The following is a 16,950-nucleotide window of genomic DNA, read 5'->3' on the forward strand; positions in this document are numbered from 1 at the left end:
GCGGCCTCCTTGCCGTGCCGTTCCTGCCGCTTTCTTTTCCCCTTCCCCGTTGTCCCTGACCCCGCCGTCCCCGGGCCCCGTCGAGGCCGCCGCCTTCGCCTTCCTCGAAGAGGAGGGCGGCGCCCGGCTGTGCACTGACCTGCGACAGACCCATGCCCTGCACACCTTACAGGACCTGGAGCGTGGGCTGGCCGCCGCCAAGGATGGCGCCGCCCGGGGCTGGTGGGCCGTGCTGGCCCTGGATTACGAACTGGGGCGCCTGCTGCAGCCGGGCAAGGCGGGATGCCCGCATCTCCTGCCCGACAGCCCAGCGCCCCGGGGCCACCTGTGGCTTTTCGCCGCGGCGCAACGACTTGACGCCGATGCCGCCCGGAACTGGCTGGCGGACCAGGTGGCGGCCCTGCCGGCAGAGCAGACCGCCTGCGGTATCGCCGAGTTGGTGCCGGGGCTGGACCAAGCCGCCCATGCCGCGGCGGTGCAGCGCATCCGGGACTACATCGCCGCTGGCGACTGCTACCAGGTCAATTTCACCTTTCCCCTGCATTTCCAGGCCTACGGCCATCCCCTGGCCCTCTACGCCCGCCTGCGGCAACGCCAGCCGACGCCCCTGGGCGGCCTGGTGCTGACGGCGGAGCGACGGATCCTCTCCCTGTCCCCCGAACTGTTCGTCGCGCGCCGCGGCGACACCCTGCGCACCCGCCCCATGAAGGGCACCGCGCCGCGGGGGGCGGACGAGGCCGGCGATGCCGCCAACCGGGCCGCCCTGGCGGCCTCGGCCAAGGACCGGGCGGAAAACCTGATGATCGTGGACCTGCTGCGCAACGACCTGGGGCGCCTGGCCCAGACCGGCTCGGTGCGGGTGGAAGAGCTGTTCGCCATCGAGACCTACCCCAGCGTCTTCCAGATGACCTCCACGGTCAGCGCCCGGGCCCCGGGCGTCGGCCCGGGCGAGACCCTGGCGGCCCTCTTTCCCTGCGGTTCCATCACCGGCGCGCCCAAGCTGCGGGCCATGGAAATCATCGAGGAACTGGAAGTCGGGCCCCGGGGCCTGTACACCGGCAGCCTGGGGCTGCTGGCGCCGGACGGGGATTTCTGCCTGAACGTGGCCATCCGCAGCCTGGAACTGGCAGCCGACGGGCGCGGCGTCATGGGTGTGGGCAGCGGCATCGTCACCGACTCCGAGCCCGCCGCCGAGTACCGGGAATGCCTGCTCAAGGCCCGCTTCCTCACCGACCTGGACCCGGGCCTGGAGCTGATCGAGACCCTGCGCCTGGATGACGGCGTCTTCCCCGACGGCGAACTGCATCGTCAGCGCCTGGCCGCCTCGGCCCAGGCCCTGGGCTTTACCCACGACGACGCCAGCGTGGCCCAGGCCCTGGCCGCCCTGGCCACGGCCCATCCCCGGGGGTGCTTCCGTGTGCGCCTGAGCCTCAACAAGGCCGGCACCCTGCAGCGGCAGGTCGTGCCCCTGGAGTCCGCTCCGGGGCCGTGGCAGGTTCATCTCTCGCCCCACCGTCTCGATTCCCGCCGCTACCTGCTGCGCCACAAGACCACCGCCCGGGCCCTCTACGATGGGGAATTGCAGCGGGTCATGGCCCTGCCCGGCGGCTTCGATGCCCTTTTCCTCAACGAGCGGGACGAAGTCTGCGAGGGTGCCCGCAGCAACGTCTTCGCCCGCCTCGACGGCGTGCTCTACACCCCGCCCCTGGCCTGCGGCCTGCTGCCGGGCATCCTGCGCCGGCGCCTGCTGGAATCCGGCGAGGCCCGGGAACGGGTGTTGACCCTGGCCGACCTGGCCCGGGCCGAAGCGCTGTACATGGGCAACGCCCTGCGGGGGCTGGTGCCGGTGACGCTGTCGTCCCAGGGCTGAAAGGCCACCTGCCCTGGGGGCAAGCAAGGACGGCATTCGCCAGCGATGTCCTGCCAGAAATGGCGTGCCTATTGCCTCGCAGGCCGAGTGCCTGCAATGTCTCTAGGGCTTCAGCTTCCCCAACCCTGAAAACAAAAACGCCCCGGCTCAACCGGGGCGTTTTTCTGGGGGGGCGGGCCGGCTCAGGCCTTGTTCAGCTTTTCCAGCTGGGGCTTGAGCTTGTCCACGGTGGCGCTGAAGTTGGCCAGGCGTTCCTTCTCCTGGGCCACCACGGCTTCCGGGGCCCGGGCGACGAAGCTCTCGTTGGAGAGCTTGGCATTGGCCTTGGCAATCTCCCCTTCGAGGCGGGCGATTTCCTTGCTCAGGCGCTCCTTCTCGGCGGCCACGTCGATCTCCACCTTGAGCATCAGGCGGAAGTTGCCGACCACGGCCACGGGGGCCGGCTCGTCGCTGGCAATGTCGTCCACGATCTGCACTTCGGAGAGCTTGGCCAGGGCCGCCAGGTAGGGGGCGAAGCGGGCCAGGGCTTCCTTGTCGCCGACGGCGAGCAGGGGCACCTTGGTGGCGGGGGACATGTTCATTTCGCCGCGCAGGTTGCGGCAGGCGCCTACCAGTTCCTTGAGCAGGGCCACCTGGGCTTCCGAGGCTTCGTCCAGCTTGGCCGGGTTGGCTTCCGGGTAGCGGGTGAGCATGATGGACTCGGCGTCCTTGCGGCCGGCGATGGGGGCCACGGCCTGCCACAGTTCCTCGGTGATGAAGGGGATCAGCGGGTGGGCCAGGCGCAGGATGGTCTCCAGCACCCGCACCAGGGTGCGGCGGGTGGCCTTGGCTTCTTCCGGAGTGCCGCCGTTCATCTGCACCTTGGCGATTTCCAGATACCAGTCGCAGAACTCGTCCCAGATGAAGCGGTAGAGGGTCTGGGCCAGCAGGTCGAAGCGGTATTCCTCGAAGTGCTTGGCCATTTCCTGCTCCACCTTCTGCAGGTGGCTGACGATCCAGCGGTCGGCAAAGCTGAACTTCAGCGGCGCATCAGCGCTGCAGGCGCCGCCGGCGGCCTGCTGGTGCTCCAGGGCCAGGTCGTGGCCTTCCACGTTCATCAGCACGAAGCGGGTGGCATTCCACAGCTTGTTGCAGAAGTTGCGGTAGCCGTCGCAGCGGTTCAGGTCGAACTTGATGTCGCGGCCGGGGGATGCCAGGCTGGCGAAGGTGAAGCGCAGGGCGTCGGTGCCGAAGGCGGGAATGCCTTCGGGGAACTCCTTCTTGGTCTTCTTGGCGATGCTCTCGGCCTGCTTGGGATTCATCAGGCCGGTGGTGCGCTTCTGCACCAGGGCGTCGATGTCGATGCCGTCGATGAGGTCGATGGGGTCCAGCACGTTGCCCTTGGACTTGGACATCTTCTGGCCTTCACCGTCCCGGATCAGGCCGTGCACGTAGACGTGCTTGAAGGGGATCTTGCCGGTGATGTGCTTGGTCATCATGACCATGCGCGCCACCCAGAAGAAGATGATGTCAAAGCCCGTGACCAGCACGGAGGAGGGCAGGTAGAGATCCAGGGCCGGGTTGGACTTGGCCGGGTATTCCGGGGTCCAGTCCAGGGTGGAGAAGGGCCACAGGGCGGAGGAGTACCAGGTGTCGAGCACGTCCGCATCCCGGGTCAGCTGGCCGGCGTAACCGGCGGCGTCGGCCTGGGCCCGGGCTTCTTCTTCGTTGTGGGCGACGAAGACTTCGCCGTTCACGCCGTACCAGGCGGGAATCTGGTGGCCCCACCACAGCTGGCGGGAGATGCACCAGTCCTGGATGTTGTTGAGCCACTGGTTGTAGGTGTTCACCCAGTTTTCCGGGTAGAACTTGATCTCGCCGGACTGCACCACGTCCAGGGCCTTCTCGGTGATGGACTTGCCGTCCTCGCCGGGCTTGCTCATGGCGACGAACCACTGGTCGGTGAGCATGGGCTCGATGACCACGCCGGTACGGTCGCCGCGGGGCACCTTGAGCTTGTGCTTGTCGGTCTTTTCCAGGATGCCCAGGGCTTCCAGGTCGGCCACCACGGCCTTGCGCGCGTCGAACCGGTCCAGGCCCCGGTACTTCTCGGGGGCGTGCTCGTTGATCTTGGCATCCAGGGTCAGGATGCTGATGATCGGCAGGTTGTGGCGCTGGCCCACGGCATAGTCGTTGAAGTCGTGGGCCGGGGTGACTTTCACCACGCCGGTGCCGAATTCCATGTCCACATAGGCGTCGGCGATGACCGGGATTTCCCGGTCGGTCAGGGGCAGCTTCACCATCTTGCCGATGAGGTGCTTGTAGCGCTCATCCTCCGGGTGGACCATGACGGCGGTGTCGCCCAGCATGGTCTCAGGCCGGGTGGTGGCCACGGTCAGGGTGGCGCTGCCGTCCGCCAGGGGGTAGCGGATGTGCCACATGAAACCGTCTTCCTCCTCCTGCACCACTTCCAGGTCGGAGACGGCGGTGTGCAGCTTCGGGTCCCAGTTCACCAGGCGCTTGCCGCGGTAGATGAGACCTTCCTTGTAGAGGCGGACGAAGGATTCGGTGACGATCTTGTTGAGGCCGGCATCCATGGTGAAGCGTTCCCGCTTCCAGTCGGGGCTGGTGCCCATGCGGCGCATCTGGCGGGTGATGGTGCCGCCGGAGTATTCCTTCCACTCCCACACCTTCTCCAGGAACTTCTCCCGGCCCAGGTCGTGGCGGGAGATGCCCTGGGCGTCCAGCTGGCGCTCCACCACGATCTGGGTGGCGATGCCGGCGTGGTCGGTGCCCGGCTGCCACAGGGTGTTGTGGCCCTTCATCCGGTAGTAGCGGGTGAGGGCATCCATGATGGTCTGGTTGAAGCCGTGGCCCATGTGCAGGGTGCCGGTGACGTTGGGCGGCGGCAGCAGGATGCAGAAGGACTGGTCGGCGGGCTTGCTGGTGTCCAGGCCGGCGGCGAAGTAGCCGCGTTCTTCCCAGAGCGGGTACCAGTGGCGTTCGACGGCTGCCGGCTCAAAACTTTTGGCGAGTTCCATAGGAATCAGGGGATTGGGGCGAAAGGAAAGGGCGCAATTATACCGGAAGCGGCGGGCGCTCCCGGTCTGCTTGTCCGGAGATTTGGGCCGGTCGGCCCGTTCAGTTGCCCGGGGCGGGCGGGTCGAAGGGCAGCTGCAGCTGTTGCCGACGGGCGATGAAGTCCTTCAGGGCGGCTTCGGTGGCGGCGATGATGCCGGCCTTGAGGTCGTCCTGCAGGCCGGCCAGGGTGGCTTCCACCAGGCTGGGTAGCTCGGAGGCCAGGCGTTGCTCTATGGAATGGGCCAGTTCGGCCGCCAGGGCGTCGGCCAGGGTTTCCCGCAGGGCCTCCAGGTCGGGGCCGGCGTCCTTCTCGTCGGGGGCGTCGGCGCTGACCGAGGCCAGATCCACCACTTCGGTGAGCACCGGAATGTCGTCATCGCCTTCCGGCACCAGGTCGGAGAGGTCCAGATCCAGGGGGCCGGCCGGCGCCGGGGGCGGCGGTGGAGGCGGGGCGGCGACGAAGCTGCGGCGGCGCGGGGGGAAGGGGATGACGCTGGAGTTGCCCGTCGGCGGGGTCGGGGTGCCGTCGTTGCCGTTCATGAAGTCGCTCATTTGGCGGAAAGGTCGTGGCGGTTGATCTCGTAGCCCCGATCCTTGTAGAACTTGAAGCGGGCCCGGCCGGGCGTCTTGTCTTCCTCTTCGCGGCCGACGATCTCGATGAGGCGCTTGAAGCGGGCAAAGCCGGGCGGTACCTCGTCGTCCAGGTTGATCAGCAGCTCGTCCTGGGGCAGGCGTTCCAGGGCGGCCGGCGTCTCGGCGATGAGCACCGGCGTTTCCGTCGCCAGGGGCGCGTCGGCCCGGCAGTGGGGGAGGAAGCCCAGGGCCGGCTGGGTCCACAGCAGGCGGTCGATCTGCTCCGCCACGGGGGGCTGGGAGGTGTAGATGGCCAGGGGCAGGCGCTGGGAAAATGCCTTGTGGGCGAGCTTGACGGCGATGGCCAGCTTGTTCGGCACGTCGTAGTAGAAGTCCACCCGGGTCATGGTCGTGGGCCTGCCTTAATCCAGCTTGCCGGCCCGCTTCAGCAGGTAATGGGTGAGCAGGGGCACGGGGCGGCCGGTGGCGCCCTTGTCGGCGCCGGATTTCCAGGCGGTGCCGGCGATGTCCAGGTGGGCCCACTCGAATTTCTTGGTGAAACGGGCGAGGAAGCAGGCGGCGGTGATGGCCCCGGCGTAACGGCCGCCGATGTTGGCCATGTCGGCGAAATTGCTCTTCAGCAGCTCCTGGTAGTCCTCCCACAGGGGCATGTGCCAGGCCCGGTCGAAGGCCTCGTCGCCGCAGTGGGCCAGTTCCCGGGCCAGACTGTCGTTGTTGCTGAAGAGGCCGGTGGCCACGGCGCCCAGGGCGACGACGCAGGCGCCGGTGAGGGTGGCCACGTCGATCACCGTTTCCGGCTCGAAGCGTTCGGCGTAGGTGAGGGCGTCGCACAGCACCAGGCGGCCTTCGGCGTCGGTGTTGAGGACTTCGATGGTCTGGCCGGAGAGGGAAGTGACCACGTCGCCGGGCTTGGTGGCGCTGCCGCCGGGCATGTTCTCCGTAGCCGGCACGATCACCGTCAGGTTCACCGGCAGCTTCATCAGGGCGGCGGCCTTGATGGTGCCGAGGACGCTGGCGGCGCCGCACATGTCGTACTTCATCTCGTCCATTTCGGCGGCCGGCTTCAGGGAAATGCCGCCGGTGTCGAAGGTGATGCCTTTGCCCACCAGCACCAGGGGCTTCTCTTCCTTCTTGCCGCCCTTGTACTGCAGGACGATGAACTTGGGCGGCTGGTGGGAGCCGCGGGCGACGGAGAGCAGGCTGAACATGCCCAGGGCTTCCATCTCGCCCTTTTCCAGGATCTGGCATTCCAGGCCGTGTTCCTGGGCCATGGCGGTCGCCTGCTCGGCCAGGTAGGTGGGGGTGCACAGGTTGCCCGGCAGGTTGCCCAGGTTCTTCGCCAGGGCCATGCCCTCGGCGATGGCCAGGCCCTGGTTGAGGGCTTCTTCGGCCGGCGTCAGTTCGTTGCGCCGTTCGACGGCGAAGGTGAGCTTGCGCAGGGGGCGGCGGACTTCGTCCTTCTTGCTCTTCAGCTGGTCGAAGCGGTAAACCGTTTCCTGGGCGACGATGGCGGCCTGGCGCACACGCCAGCTGACGGTGCGCTTTTTGACCGGAATTTCGGTGAGGAAGACGACGCCGTCGAAGGAGCCGGTTTCATTGAGGGTTTTCACCGCCGTGCGCACGGCCTGGCAGTATTCCTTTTCCCGGAATTCCTTCTCTTTGCCCAGGCCCACCAGCAGGACCCGGTCGCACAGGGTGCCGGGCACGTTGTGCAGGAGCAGGGTGGAGCCCAGCTTGCCTTCCATGTCGCCGCGGCGAATGATGTCGGAAATATAGCTGCGGGCAGCGTTGTCCAGCAGTTCCGCCGGCAGGGTCAGCTTGCGCGGTTCGTGAACTCCGACCACCACACAGGCGCTGCGCTGCTTTTCCGGACTACCGCTTTTTATGCTAAATTCCACCGTCCGCTCCTATCCGTAACTTTGTGATAAATCGGCAAAAAAGTAGCTAAACCGCAAATTCAGCGTCGATTATCACCGTTTCCTTTCGGCAAAGTCAAAGCATGATTTTCCAGCGCGCCGTGCGGCGTGAATTTACCCAGGCGGCCCTGGGCGTGTTTATCGCCCTCTTTGCCATTCTCCTGACCACCCAGCTGATCCGCCTGCTGGGCCAGGCCGCTGCCGGCCAGGTCGCATCTGAGGCCGTGGTGGCCCTGCTCGGCTTCGCCGCCCTCAATTCCCTGCCGGTGCTGCTGTCCCTGACCCTGTTCATGGCCATCCTGCTGACCCTGTCCCGCAGCTACCGGGATTCGGAAATGGTGGTGTGGTTCGCTTCGGGCCAGTCCCTCACCGCCTGGGTGCGGCCGGTGCTGACCTTCACCCTGCCGGTGGTGGTGAGCATCGCCCTGCTGTCCCTGCTGATTTCGCCCTGGGCCCTGAAAATGAGCGCCGAGTACCGGCAGAAGCTGACCGGCCAGAACCGGGACGACACGGCCCAGGTTTCCCCGGGTGCCTTCAAGGAAGCCAGTTCCTCCCAGCGCGTGGTGTTCGTCGAGGCGGTGGCGGACGATTCGACCCAGGTGCGCAACATTTTCGTCAGTTCCATGCAGCACCAGAAACTGGGGGTCATGATGGCCGCCACCGGCCGTTCCGAACAGATGGAAAACGGCGACCGTTTCATGGTCATGGAGCATGGCCGTCGTTATGAAGTGACGCCCGGCATTCCCGAGTTCCGGGTACTGGAGTTCGTGCGCTATGCCCTGCGGGTCGACACCAAGGAAAGCCAGGGCATCGAAAAGACGCCGAAAAACACATCCACCAGGGAATTGCTGAAAAACGGCAGTCCCGGCTACATGGCCGAATTCCTGTGGCGGGTGGGGGTGCCCTTGTCCGCCCTGGTGCTGGCCCTGCTGGCCATTCCCATGAGCTTCGTCAATCCCCGGGCCGGCCGTTCCGCCAACATGATCCTGGCCCTGCTTACCTTCACCATCTACAGCAACCTGCTTTCCGTCAGCCAGGCCTGGGTGGCCCAGGGGCGCCTTTCCTTCTCCACCGGCTGGTGGCTGGTGCACGTGCTGATGGCGGCCCTGTTGCCCCTGCTGTTCTTCCGCCGCATCGCGGTGTTCTCTTTCCTGCGGCTGCGTAAATGAAGCTTCCTCTCGGCAAGACCTATCAGCGCTACCTCTTCCGTGAGGTGTTTTTTGCCACTTTGCTGGTGCTGGCGGCATTTCTCGCTCTCTTCGGCTTTTTCGACCTGATCAACGAGCTGGGGGATATCGGCAAGGGGGCCTACCGTATCCAGCACGCCATCATTTTTGTGACCCTGACCCTGCCCGGCCGCATTTATGAACTGATGCCCATCGCCGTGCTGATCGGCTCCCTCTTCGCCCTGTCCACCCTGGCCCGGCATTCGGAAATCACGGTCTTGCGGGCTTCCGGCCTGTCGACCCGGGAGCTGCTGATGACCCTGTTCCGGGTGGCAGCCCTGTTTGCCTTCCTCACCTTCATCATCGGTGAGTTCCTGGCGCCGCCGTCGGAGAAGCTGGGCCAGCGCATCCGCCTGCAGGCCCAGGGCACGGCCCTTTCCGCCGATTTCCGCACCGGCCTGTGGGTCAAGGACGAAAACCGCTTCATCAACGTGCGCACGGTGACGCCGGAAGCCAAGCTGCTGGGAATCCGCATCTACGAGTTCGACGACCAGCAGCGGCTGCAGATGGTCAGTGAGGCCAAGGAAGGCGAATACCTGCCCACCAGCGAATGGCGCCTCAACAGCGTGGAACAGACCATCCTGGAGCACGACGCCAAGGGGCAGCCGGTGCGGGGCCGGGTGGCCCACCAGGACGAGGTGATGTGGCAGTCGGCCCTGAATCCGGACATTCTCTCGGTGCTGCTGGTGGTCCCGGAGCGCATGTCGGTGTGGAACTTGATGTCCTACATCAAGCACCTCTCCGACAACCGGCAGAAGACCCAGCGTTACGAAATCGCCCTGTGGAAGAAGGTGGTCTATCCCCTGGCGGCCCTGGTGATGGTGGCCCTGGCCCTGCCTTTCGGCTACAGCCACAACCGGGTGGGCGGCGTCAGCCTGAAAATTTTCTCCGGTGTCATGCTGGGGGTGTTCTTCCACATGCTCAACGGCCTTTTTTCCAACCTGGGCATCATCAACAGCTGGCCACCCTTCTCCAGCGCGGTGGCGCCGTCCGCCATGTTCCTCCTGGCGGCGATGGGCATGATGTGGTGGGTCGAACGGCGTTAAGCGCAGGCGGCAGGAGATTCCTGCGTATGGATAAAAAGAAACCGGGCCCTGAGCCCGGTTTCTTTTTATCCGCTGGCAGCCTGTCTGCTGCCGTGGTTCAGGCGTGGTTGCTATTGACCAGGCGGGTTCCCGCCAGCCGGTCATGCAGGAACTGGCCGTCCCGGTCAAACAGGGCCCACACCAGGCCGGCGCCGAAAAAGCCCAGGCTGGGCCAGGCCAGCAGGTAGCGCAACAGGGCCTGCAGGGGCTGGATGCCGCCGCCGTTGGCGTTCACCAGGCGGATGCGCCAGGTCTTCATGGCCAGGGTCTGGCCGCCATGGAGCCAGAGCCAGCCAAAGTAAAGCAGCAGGACCAGGAAGAAGTGACCCCACAGCAGGGCGGGGTGTGCCATGACCTTGCCGACCAGCCCCAGCAGGATGTGGGGCAGGAGCCAGGCGAGGAAAAGTACGGCCAGGGCCAGCAGGGTGTCGTAAAGCATGCTGGCCAGGCGGCGGAACAGGCTGGCCGGGCTGCGCTGGTCGGGGGCGGCAGGCTTGCCCTGGCCGCTGGCCAGGGTGGAGTCGGGGCGGGAAGTCATCAGGGCTTGCGGCTGGGTGCCGGCGCCCGCTTCGGCATGGGCGGCAGCAGGGAGGGAATCTGTCCGTCGCCCGGAATGCGCAGGATCTGGGGCGGATGGGGCAATTGGGGGATGCCGCCCTTGCCCAGCACCTTCTTCCCGTTAGGCAGGGCGGGGGGCGTTGGTCTGGGATGGGGGGTGGTCGGGGCCGGTCGCAGCGACAGGGGGGCGAGGGTGCGCAGGGGCAGGGTGGTAAAGGCCTTGCCGATGCCCTGGGGTGTCGCCTGGCGCGGCCGGGCGGCGCCTGCTTCCTTGAGCTGCAGGCGCTGCTCTTCCGACAGGTTGGCGTACTCTTCCCACTTCTGCTTCACCGCGTTCTTGCGTTCCGGCGGCAACTGTTTGATGTTTTTGTACTTTTCCCGGACTTCCTTGCGCTGCTCGGGGGTCATGTTGGCCCATTCCCGCATGCGCCGCTGGACCCGCTCCTGTTCCTGCTCGGCCATGCGCGGATAGCGGGCGGCAATGCCGAGCCACTTCTTGCGCCGGTAGTTCTCCATCCGGTTCCAGTCCTCCGCCAGGGGGGCAAGGATCTGCTGCTGGGTCTGGTCCAGCTCCTGCCAAGCCGGCTGGGGCGGGGTGGCGACGACGGCGGTGGTGCCGGGGGTCTGGGCGCCGGCGGGCGCAACCAAGCCTGCCAGCAGGGCCAGCAAGAGTAGGAAGGGGAAGGAGGCCGGCTTACCGGTCATTCGTCAGGGTTCTGGTCCAGCCAGGCGGCAAATCCCTGGTCCGTGTAGGCGTCCAGGGGCAGATCGTCGGCCAGCAGGGCGCTATCCACGTCTTCCAGTTCGTTCATCTGTTCGTCGGCCTGCCACAGCATGCCGGAGGAAAGGCCGACGACCAGGGCCAGGGCGGCCAGCATGTGCTTGGGGCGGAAGCCGTCCAGGTGCAGGTGGAAACCCAGGCCGGCCAGGATGGGGGCGTGGGCGGCCACCCGCTGGTGGGCGAGCGCCTGGCTACGGGCTGCCGCCAGGCGATCCGTGATGCTCGGGCTGAGCGCCATGGTCTCCTGGTTCAGATGCCGCCGTATCTGGTAGGCAAAGTGCTGTTCGTTCATAGGGTTATTCCTTTTGCTTTCAATGCGGCGGCCAGGGTGTGGGTGGCCCGGGAGCAATGGGTCTTGACGCTCCCTTCGGAGCATCCCATGGCTGCCGCCGTCTCTGCGACGTCCATATCTTCCCAATAACGCATGAGGAAGGCCTCCCGTTGACGTCCGGGTAGGCGGGAAATCTCTGCTTCAATGACGGCCAGGACCTGGGACTGTTCCAGGGAGCCCTCCGGGCTGTCGCCGGCCTTGCCTTCCACCTCCAGGGTGTCCAGCGGGTCGCTGTCCTCGTCGTCCCCCGGGGTCAGGGAGGAGAGCAGGGTGGTCCACATGGAGCGGACCTTGCTGCGGCGGTAATAGTCCCGGATGGCATTTTGCAGGATGCGTTGGAACAGCATCGGCAATTCTTCTGCCGGCCGGTCGCCGTATTTCTCGGCCAGGCGCATCATGGCATCCTGGACCAGGTCCAGGGCAGCTTCTTCGTCACGCACGGCGAACAGGGCCTGTTTGAAGGCCCGGCGTTCGACGCCGGCGAGAAAATCCGACAGTTCGCGTGGTGTAGCCAGAATGAATCCTAGTCGGGGAGATAATTGCCCGCTGTGCGGGGCTTGTTTTTCCGGCCTGCGCCCGGCCTGGATGCGGGCCTCGGGGTGCGGCTGAATGGCGGGCTTTTACTGGCCTTGGGCGGGTATTTTACCTTGACCAATCCGGGGCGAGCCATTAACGTAGCAGGTTTTTCGAGCGACTTACGTAAGGCCATAAAAATGACGCTTACCGGTGCGGAGATTGTAATCAGGTGCCTTCAGGAAGAAAAGGTCGACTATGTGTTCGGCTATCCTGGCGGTTCGGTGCTGCATATTTACGACGAACTGTTCAAGCAGGACGACATCAAGCATATCCTGGTACGCCATGAACAGGCTGCCGTCCATGCTGCCGATGCCTATTCCCGCTCCTCCGAACGGGTCGGCGTGGCCCTGGTGACCTCCGGTCCCGGCGTCACCAATGCCGTCACCGGCATTGCCACGGCCTATATGGACTCCATCCCGATGGTGGTGCTGTGCGGCCAGGTGCCGACCTACTACATCGGCCAGGATGCTTTCCAAGAATGCGACACCGTGGGCATCACCCGCCCCTGCGTCAAGCACAACTTCCTGGTGAAGGACGTCAAGGATCTGGCCTCCACCATGAAGAAGGCCTTCCACATCGCCAAGACCGGCCGTCCCGGCCCGGTGGTGGTGGATATCCCCAAGGACATCACCGCCAACAAGTGCGAGTTCGAATATCCGGCCTCCGTGCAGATGCGCTCCTACAACCCGGTGGTCAAGGGCCACCTGGGGCAGATCAAGAAGGCCGTGCAGATGCTGCTGGAAGCCAAGCAGCCCATCATCTACACCGGCGGCGGCGTGGTCCTCTCCGACGCCTCCGAGAAGCTGGTGAAGCTGGCCAAGCGTCTCAACTTCCCGGTCACCAACACCCTCATGGGCCTGGGCGGCTACCCGGCCACCGACAAGCAGTTCGTCGGTATGCTGGGCATGCACGGCACCTACGAAGCCAACATGACCATGCAGCACGCCGATGTGGTGCTGGCCATCGGTGCCCGCTTCGACGACCGGGTGATCGGCAATCCCGAGCATTTTGGCGGCGTGCCGCGCAAGATCATCCATGTGGATATCGATCCTTCCTCCATTTCCAAGCGGGTCAAGGTGGATGTGCCCATCGTCGGCAACGTGCCCGATGTGCTGGACGAGCTGCTCAAGCTGCTGGACGACGGCGCCAAGCCGGCTCCCGACGTCTCCGACTGGTGGCAGCAGATCGACGGCTGGCGCGCCAAGAACAGCCTGGGCTACAAGCAGGGCGACCTGATCGAGCCCCAGTACGTGGTAGAGAAGCTCTACGAGGTGACCCAGGGCGAAGCCTTCATCACCTCCGACGTGGGCCAGCACCAGATGTTCGCCGCCCAGTACTACAAGTTCGACAAGCCCCGCCGCTGGATCAACTCCGGCGGTCTGGGCACCATGGGCGTGGGCCTGCCCTACGCCATGGGCGTGCTTTTCGCCAATCCGGGCGCCCAGGTGGCCTGTATCACCGGCGAAGGCTCCATCCAGATGTGCATCCAGGAGCTGTCCACCTGCAAGCAGTTCGAACTGCCGGTGAAGATCATCAACCTCAACAACGGCATGCTGGGCATGGTGCGGCAGTGGCAGGAGATGTTCTACTCCAAGCGCTACTCCCAGTCCTACGTCACTTCTCTGCCCGATTTCGTCAAGCTGGCCGAATCCTACGGCCACGTCGGCATGCGCATCGAGAAGCCCGAGGACGTGGTGCCGGCCCTGAAGAAGGCCTTCACCGAATACAAGGACCGCCTGGTGTTTATGGACTTCATCATCGACCCCGAAGCTAACGTCTACCCCATGGTGGCGGCCGGCAAGGGCCTGTCCGAAATGATCCTGTCCGAAGACCTGTGAGCCCGGAGTAGAGAACCATGCGACACATCATTTCCATCCTGCTGGAAAACGAAGCCGGCGCCCTGTCCCGGGTGGCGGGCCTGTTCTCCGCCCGCGGCTACAATATCGAATCCCTCACCGTGGCTCCTACCGAGGATGCCTCCCTGTCCCGCATGACCATCGTTACCACGGGGTCAGAAGATGTGCTGGAACAGATCACCAAACAGCTCAACAAGCTGGTGGACGTGGTCAAGGTGGTGGATCTTTCCGAAGCCGCTCATTCCGAGCGGGAACTCATGCTCATCAAGGTCCGCGCCACCGGCAAGGACCGCGAAGAGATGAAGCGTATGGCCGATATCTTCCGCGGCCGTATCATTGACGTGACCGATTCGACCTACGTCATCGAGCTGACCGGCACCGGCGCCAAGCTGGACTCCTTCATTGCCGCCCTCGATGCCGGTCTGATCCTCGAAACCGTGCGTACCGGCGTCTGCGGCATCGGCCGCGGCGACCGCATTCTCAAAGTTTGAAGCAAGCCCTTGAACCCGAAAGGAAAAAAATGAAAGTTTATTACGACAAGGACGCCGACCTCTCCCTCATCAAGGGCAAGAAAGTCACCATCGTCGGCTACGGCTCCCAGGGCCACGCCCACGCCCAGAACCTGAAGGATTCCGGCTGCAAGGTCACCGTCGGCCTGCGCAAGGGCGGTGCCTCCTGGGCCAAGGCCGAAAAGGCCGGTCTGAAGGTGGAAGAGATCGCCAAGGCCGTCAAGGGCGCCGACGTGGTCATGATCCTGCTGCCCGACGAGAACATCCCCGCCGTGTACTACGCCGACGTGGAACCCAACCTGAAGAAGGGCGCCGCCCTGGCCTTCGCCCACGGTTTCAACGTGCATTACAACCAGGTGGTGCCCCGCGAAGACGTGGACGTCATCATGGTCGCCCCCAAGGGCCCTGGCCACACCGTGCGCTCCGAGTACCTGAAGGGCGGCGGCGTGCCTTCCCTGATCGCCGTGTACCAGGACAAGACCGGCAAGGCCAAGGACATCGCCCTGTCCTACGCCGCTGCCAACGGCGGCACCAAGGGTGGCGTCATCGAAACCAACTTCCGTGAAGAGACCGAAACCGACCTCTTCGGCGAACAGGCCGTGCTCTGTGGCGGCGCCGTGGAACTGGTGAAGATGGGCTTCGAGACCCTGGTGGAAGCCGGCTACGCTCCCGAAATGGCCTACTTCGAGTGCCTGCACGAGCTGAAGCTGATCGTGGACCTGATGTACGAAGGCGGCATCGCCAACATGAACTACTCCATCTCCAACAACGCGGAGTATGGCGAGTACGTGACCGGCCCCGAAGTCATCAACGAAGAATCCCGCTACGCCATGCGCAACGCCCTGAAGCGCATCCAGACCGGCGAATACGCCAAGATGTTCATCCTGGAAGGCAAGACCGGCTACCCCAGCATGACCGCCCGCCGCCGCCTGACCGCCGATCATCCCATCGAGCAGGTCGGTTCCAAGCTGCGCGACATGATGCCCTGGATCAAGAAGAACAAGCTGGTGGACCAGTCCAAGAACTAAGACTGGCGCGGGGCGGAGCTAACCGGAGGCGCAGGCTGCACGCGCTTTCCGGGGCTCCGCCCCGGTTTCGTTGCAACTCCCGTCTTCACGCTGCGGCCCCGGCCGGAGCGTCCGCAAAACAGCCCTGAGAGCGCGTCCTTGAACAACTATCCCCATCCCATCATCGCCCGCGAAGGCTGGCCCTTCCTGACCATCGCCGTGGTGGCGGCCCTTGCCGGCAGCGCCTTTGCCCCGGTTTACGTGGCCGTGCCCCTGTGGATCATCGCCCTCTTCGTGCTGCAGTTTTTCCGCGACCCGGCGCGCAAGATCGCCGGCGGCGCCAAGACCATCGTGGCCCCTGCCGACGGCCGCATCGTCGCCGTGGAAAAGGCCCTGGACCCCTACCTCAACCGTGAGGCGGTGAAGGTCAGCGTCTTCATGAACGTCTTCAACGTGCACTCCAACCGCAGCCCGGTGGACGGCACCGTGCAACAGAAGTGGTACAACCCGGGCGCCTTCGTCAATGCCGCCCTGGACAAGGCCTCCGTCGAGAACGAGCGCTGCGCCCTGTGGATCAAGACCGCCGACGGCCAGGACGTGACCTCCGTGCAGGTGGCCGGCCTGGTGGCCCGGCGCATCCTCAACTACGTGGATGGCGGCGTGCAGCTGGCCCGGGGGCAGCGCTACGGCTTCATCCGCTTCGGTTCCCGCGTGGACGTGTACCTGCCCCTGGATGCCCGCATCAAGGCCAGCATCGGGGAGAAGGTGTATGCTTCCTCCACCGTTCTTGCCGAGTTGGCGTAATTCACAGAAAAAATGTCCGAACTGAAACCCCGCAAGGTCCTCTTCAACCCGGAATTGAAACGCCGGGGCATCTACGTCCTCCCCAACCTGTTCACCACCGCCGCCCTGTTCGCCGGCTTCTTCGCCATCGTCCAGGCCATGAACGGGTTCTATGAACAGTCCGCCGTGGCTATTTTCGTGGCCATGGTGCTGGACGGGCTGGACGGCCGGGTGGCGCGCCTGACCCACACCCAGAGCGCCTTCGGTGCCGAATACGATTCCCTGTCCGACATGGTTTCCTTCGGCGCCGCGCCCTCCCTGGTGATCTACGAGTGGGCCCTGCGCGGCATGGGCAAGCTGGGCTGGATCGCCGCCTTCATCTACTGCGCCGGCGCCGCCCTGCGCCTGGCCCGCTTCAACACCACCCTGGAAGTGATCGACAAGCGCTTCTTCCAGGGCCTGCCCAGCCCGGCTGCGGCCGCCCTGGTGGCGGGCTTCGTCTGGCTGATGCTGGACAACGACATCGTCGGCAGCGACGTGCGGGTCATCGCCTGCATCCTGACCATCTTTGCCGGCGTCTCCATGGTCACCAACTGCCGCTTCTACAGCTTCAAGGACATCAACCTGCGCAAGAGCGTGCCCTTCATCTTCGTCGGTGCCATCGTCCTCGCCTTCGCCCTGGTCTTCATGTATCCCCCGGGCGTGCTGTTCGGCCTGTTCGTGGTCTATGCCCTCTCCGGCTACGCCCTCTCCGGCCTGCGCCTGCTGCGGCGCAAGCCCGCTTCCACTCCCCTCTGA

The 16,950-nt window shown here is 65.1% G+C and carries 16 protein-coding genes; 8 read left to right on the top strand and 8 right to left on the bottom strand.

Annotation, left to right across the window (positions count from 1 at the left end; translation table 11 throughout):
- The first annotated feature begins 49 nt into the window (after window positions 1-49).
- Complete coding sequence (gene pabB, locus ACLSSQ_RS04560) at window positions 50-1,870, top strand: aminodeoxychorismate synthase component I (protein ID WP_416243913.1); 1,821 nt, start codon at window positions 50-52, stop codon at window positions 1,868-1,870.
- Between the two features lie 182 nt (window positions 1,871-2,052).
- On the opposite strand, the gene ACLSSQ_RS04565 is transcribed toward pabB, so the two are convergent.
- The 4 genes from ACLSSQ_RS04565 to ACLSSQ_RS04580 all read right to left on the bottom strand — a co-directional run bounded on the left by ACLSSQ_RS04565 (window position 2,053) and on the right by ACLSSQ_RS04580 (window position 7,422).
- Window positions 2,053-4,890: a valine--tRNA ligase gene (locus ACLSSQ_RS04565; RefSeq protein WP_416243914.1), complete on the bottom strand. Its 2,838-nt coding sequence runs from the start codon at window positions 4,888-4,890 to the stop codon at window positions 2,053-2,055.
- Window positions 4,891-4,990: 100 nt separating this feature from the next.
- Window positions 4,991-5,482: a hypothetical protein gene (locus ACLSSQ_RS04570; RefSeq protein WP_416243915.1), complete on the bottom strand. Its 492-nt coding sequence runs from the start codon at window positions 5,480-5,482 to the stop codon at window positions 4,991-4,993.
- On the bottom strand, window positions 5,479-5,910 hold the full coding sequence (locus tag ACLSSQ_RS04575) for a DNA polymerase III subunit chi (protein ID WP_416243916.1): 432 nt from the start codon (window positions 5,908-5,910) through the stop codon (window positions 5,479-5,481). The genes ACLSSQ_RS04570 and ACLSSQ_RS04575 overlap by 4 nt, the downstream gene beginning before the upstream one ends.
- A 15-nt stretch (window positions 5,911-5,925) precedes the next feature.
- Entirely contained in the window at window positions 5,926-7,422 is a 1,497-nt protein-coding gene (locus ACLSSQ_RS04580; protein WP_014238544.1) for a leucyl aminopeptidase, read from the bottom strand.
- A gap of 101 nt (window positions 7,423-7,523) precedes the next feature.
- On the opposite strand from ACLSSQ_RS04580, the gene lptF reads away from it, so the two are divergent.
- A complete protein-coding gene (gene lptF, locus ACLSSQ_RS04585; protein WP_014238543.1) occupies window positions 7,524-8,609 on the top strand; it encodes an LPS export ABC transporter permease LptF in 1,086 nt (361 codons plus the stop codon).
- Complete coding sequence (gene lptG / locus ACLSSQ_RS04590) at window positions 8,606-9,712, top strand: LPS export ABC transporter permease LptG (RefSeq protein ID WP_014238542.1); 1,107 nt, start codon at window positions 8,606-8,608, stop codon at window positions 9,710-9,712. Before lptF ends, lptG begins: the two co-directional genes overlap by 4 nt.
- A 97-nt stretch (window positions 9,713-9,809) precedes the next feature.
- Here lptG and ACLSSQ_RS04595 read toward each other — a convergent pair whose 3' ends face one another.
- The 4 genes from ACLSSQ_RS04595 to ACLSSQ_RS04610 are packed head-to-tail and all read right to left on the bottom strand — an operon-like array spanning window position 9,810 to window position 11,939.
- Window positions 9,810-10,289: an RDD family protein gene (locus ACLSSQ_RS04595; RefSeq protein ID WP_014238541.1), complete on the bottom strand. Its 480-nt coding sequence runs from the start codon at window positions 10,287-10,289 to the stop codon at window positions 9,810-9,812.
- A complete protein-coding gene (locus tag ACLSSQ_RS04600; RefSeq protein WP_416243917.1) occupies window positions 10,289-11,014 on the bottom strand; it encodes a DUF3106 domain-containing protein in 726 nt (241 codons plus the stop codon). The genes ACLSSQ_RS04595 and ACLSSQ_RS04600 overlap by 1 nt, the downstream gene beginning before the upstream one ends.
- The gene (locus ACLSSQ_RS04605) at window positions 11,011-11,382 is read right to left on the bottom strand and encodes a DUF3619 family protein (protein WP_165397465.1); all 372 of its coding nucleotides are present in this window, start codon (window positions 11,380-11,382) and stop codon (window positions 11,011-11,013) included. The genes ACLSSQ_RS04600 and ACLSSQ_RS04605 overlap by 4 nt, the downstream gene beginning before the upstream one ends.
- Window positions 11,379-11,939 carry an RNA polymerase sigma factor gene (locus ACLSSQ_RS04610; RefSeq protein ID WP_202946032.1) on the bottom strand — a complete coding sequence of 187 codons (561 nt, stop codon included), beginning with the start codon at window positions 11,937-11,939 and terminating at the stop codon, window positions 11,379-11,381. Before ACLSSQ_RS04610 ends, ACLSSQ_RS04605 begins: the two co-directional genes overlap by 4 nt.
- Window positions 11,940-12,134: 195 nt before the next feature.
- On the opposite strand from ACLSSQ_RS04610, the gene ilvB reads away from it, so the two are divergent.
- The 5 genes from ilvB to pssA all read left to right on the top strand — a co-directional run bounded on the left by ilvB (window position 12,135) and on the right by pssA (window position 16,950).
- Window positions 12,135-13,835 carry a biosynthetic-type acetolactate synthase large subunit gene (gene ilvB / locus ACLSSQ_RS04615; protein WP_152090862.1) on the top strand — a complete coding sequence of 567 codons (1,701 nt, stop codon included), beginning with the start codon at window positions 12,135-12,137 and terminating at the stop codon, window positions 13,833-13,835.
- 17 nt (window positions 13,836-13,852) lie between these two features.
- The gene (gene ilvN / locus ACLSSQ_RS04620; protein ID WP_014238536.1) at window positions 13,853-14,344 is read left to right on the top strand and encodes an acetolactate synthase small subunit; all 492 of its coding nucleotides are present in this window, start codon (window positions 13,853-13,855) and stop codon (window positions 14,342-14,344) included.
- 29 nt (window positions 14,345-14,373) lie between these two features.
- On the top strand, window positions 14,374-15,390 hold the full coding sequence (ilvC, locus tag ACLSSQ_RS04625; RefSeq protein WP_014238535.1) for a ketol-acid reductoisomerase: 1,017 nt from the start codon (window positions 14,374-14,376) through the stop codon (window positions 15,388-15,390).
- 138 nt (window positions 15,391-15,528) lie between these two features.
- Window positions 15,529-16,173: a phosphatidylserine decarboxylase gene (locus ACLSSQ_RS04630; protein WP_014238534.1), complete on the top strand. Its 645-nt coding sequence runs from the start codon at window positions 15,529-15,531 to the stop codon at window positions 16,171-16,173.
- A gap of 12 nt (window positions 16,174-16,185) precedes the next feature.
- A complete protein-coding gene (pssA, locus tag ACLSSQ_RS04635; protein ID WP_014238533.1) occupies window positions 16,186-16,950 on the top strand; it encodes a CDP-diacylglycerol--serine O-phosphatidyltransferase in 765 nt (254 codons plus the stop codon).

This window comes from Azospira sp. APE16 (assembly GCF_047901315.1).
In the GTDB taxonomy this organism is placed as follows: Bacteria; Pseudomonadota; Gammaproteobacteria; order Burkholderiales; family Rhodocyclaceae; genus Azospira; species Azospira oryzae.

What these genes read in the sequence shown, in the direction of transcription:
- ACLSSQ_RS04605 (WP_165397465.1), bottom strand. Translation starts at nt 11,382, where the DNA reads ATGAACGAACAGCACTTTGCCTACCAGATACGGCGGCATCTGAACCAG.
- ACLSSQ_RS04575 (WP_416243916.1), bottom strand. Translation starts at nt 5,910, where the DNA reads ATGACCCGGGTGGACTTCTACTACGACGTGCCGAACAAGCTGGCCATC.
- ilvN (WP_014238536.1), top strand. Translation starts at nt 13,853, where the DNA reads ATGCGACACATCATTTCCATCCTGCTGGAAAACGAAGCCGGCGCCCTG.
- pssA (WP_014238533.1), top strand. Translation starts at nt 16,186, where the DNA reads ATGTCCGAACTGAAACCCCGCAAGGTCCTCTTCAACCCGGAATTGAAA.
- ACLSSQ_RS04595 (WP_014238541.1), bottom strand. Translation starts at nt 10,289, where the DNA reads ATGACTTCCCGCCCCGACTCCACCCTGGCCAGCGGCCAGGGCAAGCCT.
- ACLSSQ_RS04565 (WP_416243914.1), bottom strand. Translation starts at nt 4,890, where the DNA reads ATGGAACTCGCCAAAAGTTTTGAGCCGGCAGCCGTCGAACGCCACTGG.
- lptF (WP_014238543.1), top strand. Translation starts at nt 7,524, where the DNA reads ATGATTTTCCAGCGCGCCGTGCGGCGTGAATTTACCCAGGCGGCCCTG.
- ACLSSQ_RS04570 (WP_416243915.1), bottom strand. Translation starts at nt 5,482, where the DNA reads ATGAGCGACTTCATGAACGGCAACGACGGCACCCCGACCCCGCCGACG.
- ilvC (WP_014238535.1), top strand. Translation starts at nt 14,374, where the DNA reads ATGAAAGTTTATTACGACAAGGACGCCGACCTCTCCCTCATCAAGGGC.
- lptG (WP_014238542.1), top strand. Translation starts at nt 8,606, where the DNA reads ATGAAGCTTCCTCTCGGCAAGACCTATCAGCGCTACCTCTTCCGTGAG.
- ACLSSQ_RS04600 (WP_416243917.1), bottom strand. Translation starts at nt 11,014, where the DNA reads ATGACCGGTAAGCCGGCCTCCTTCCCCTTCCTACTCTTGCTGGCCCTG.
- ilvB (WP_152090862.1), top strand. Translation starts at nt 12,135, where the DNA reads ATGACGCTTACCGGTGCGGAGATTGTAATCAGGTGCCTTCAGGAAGAA.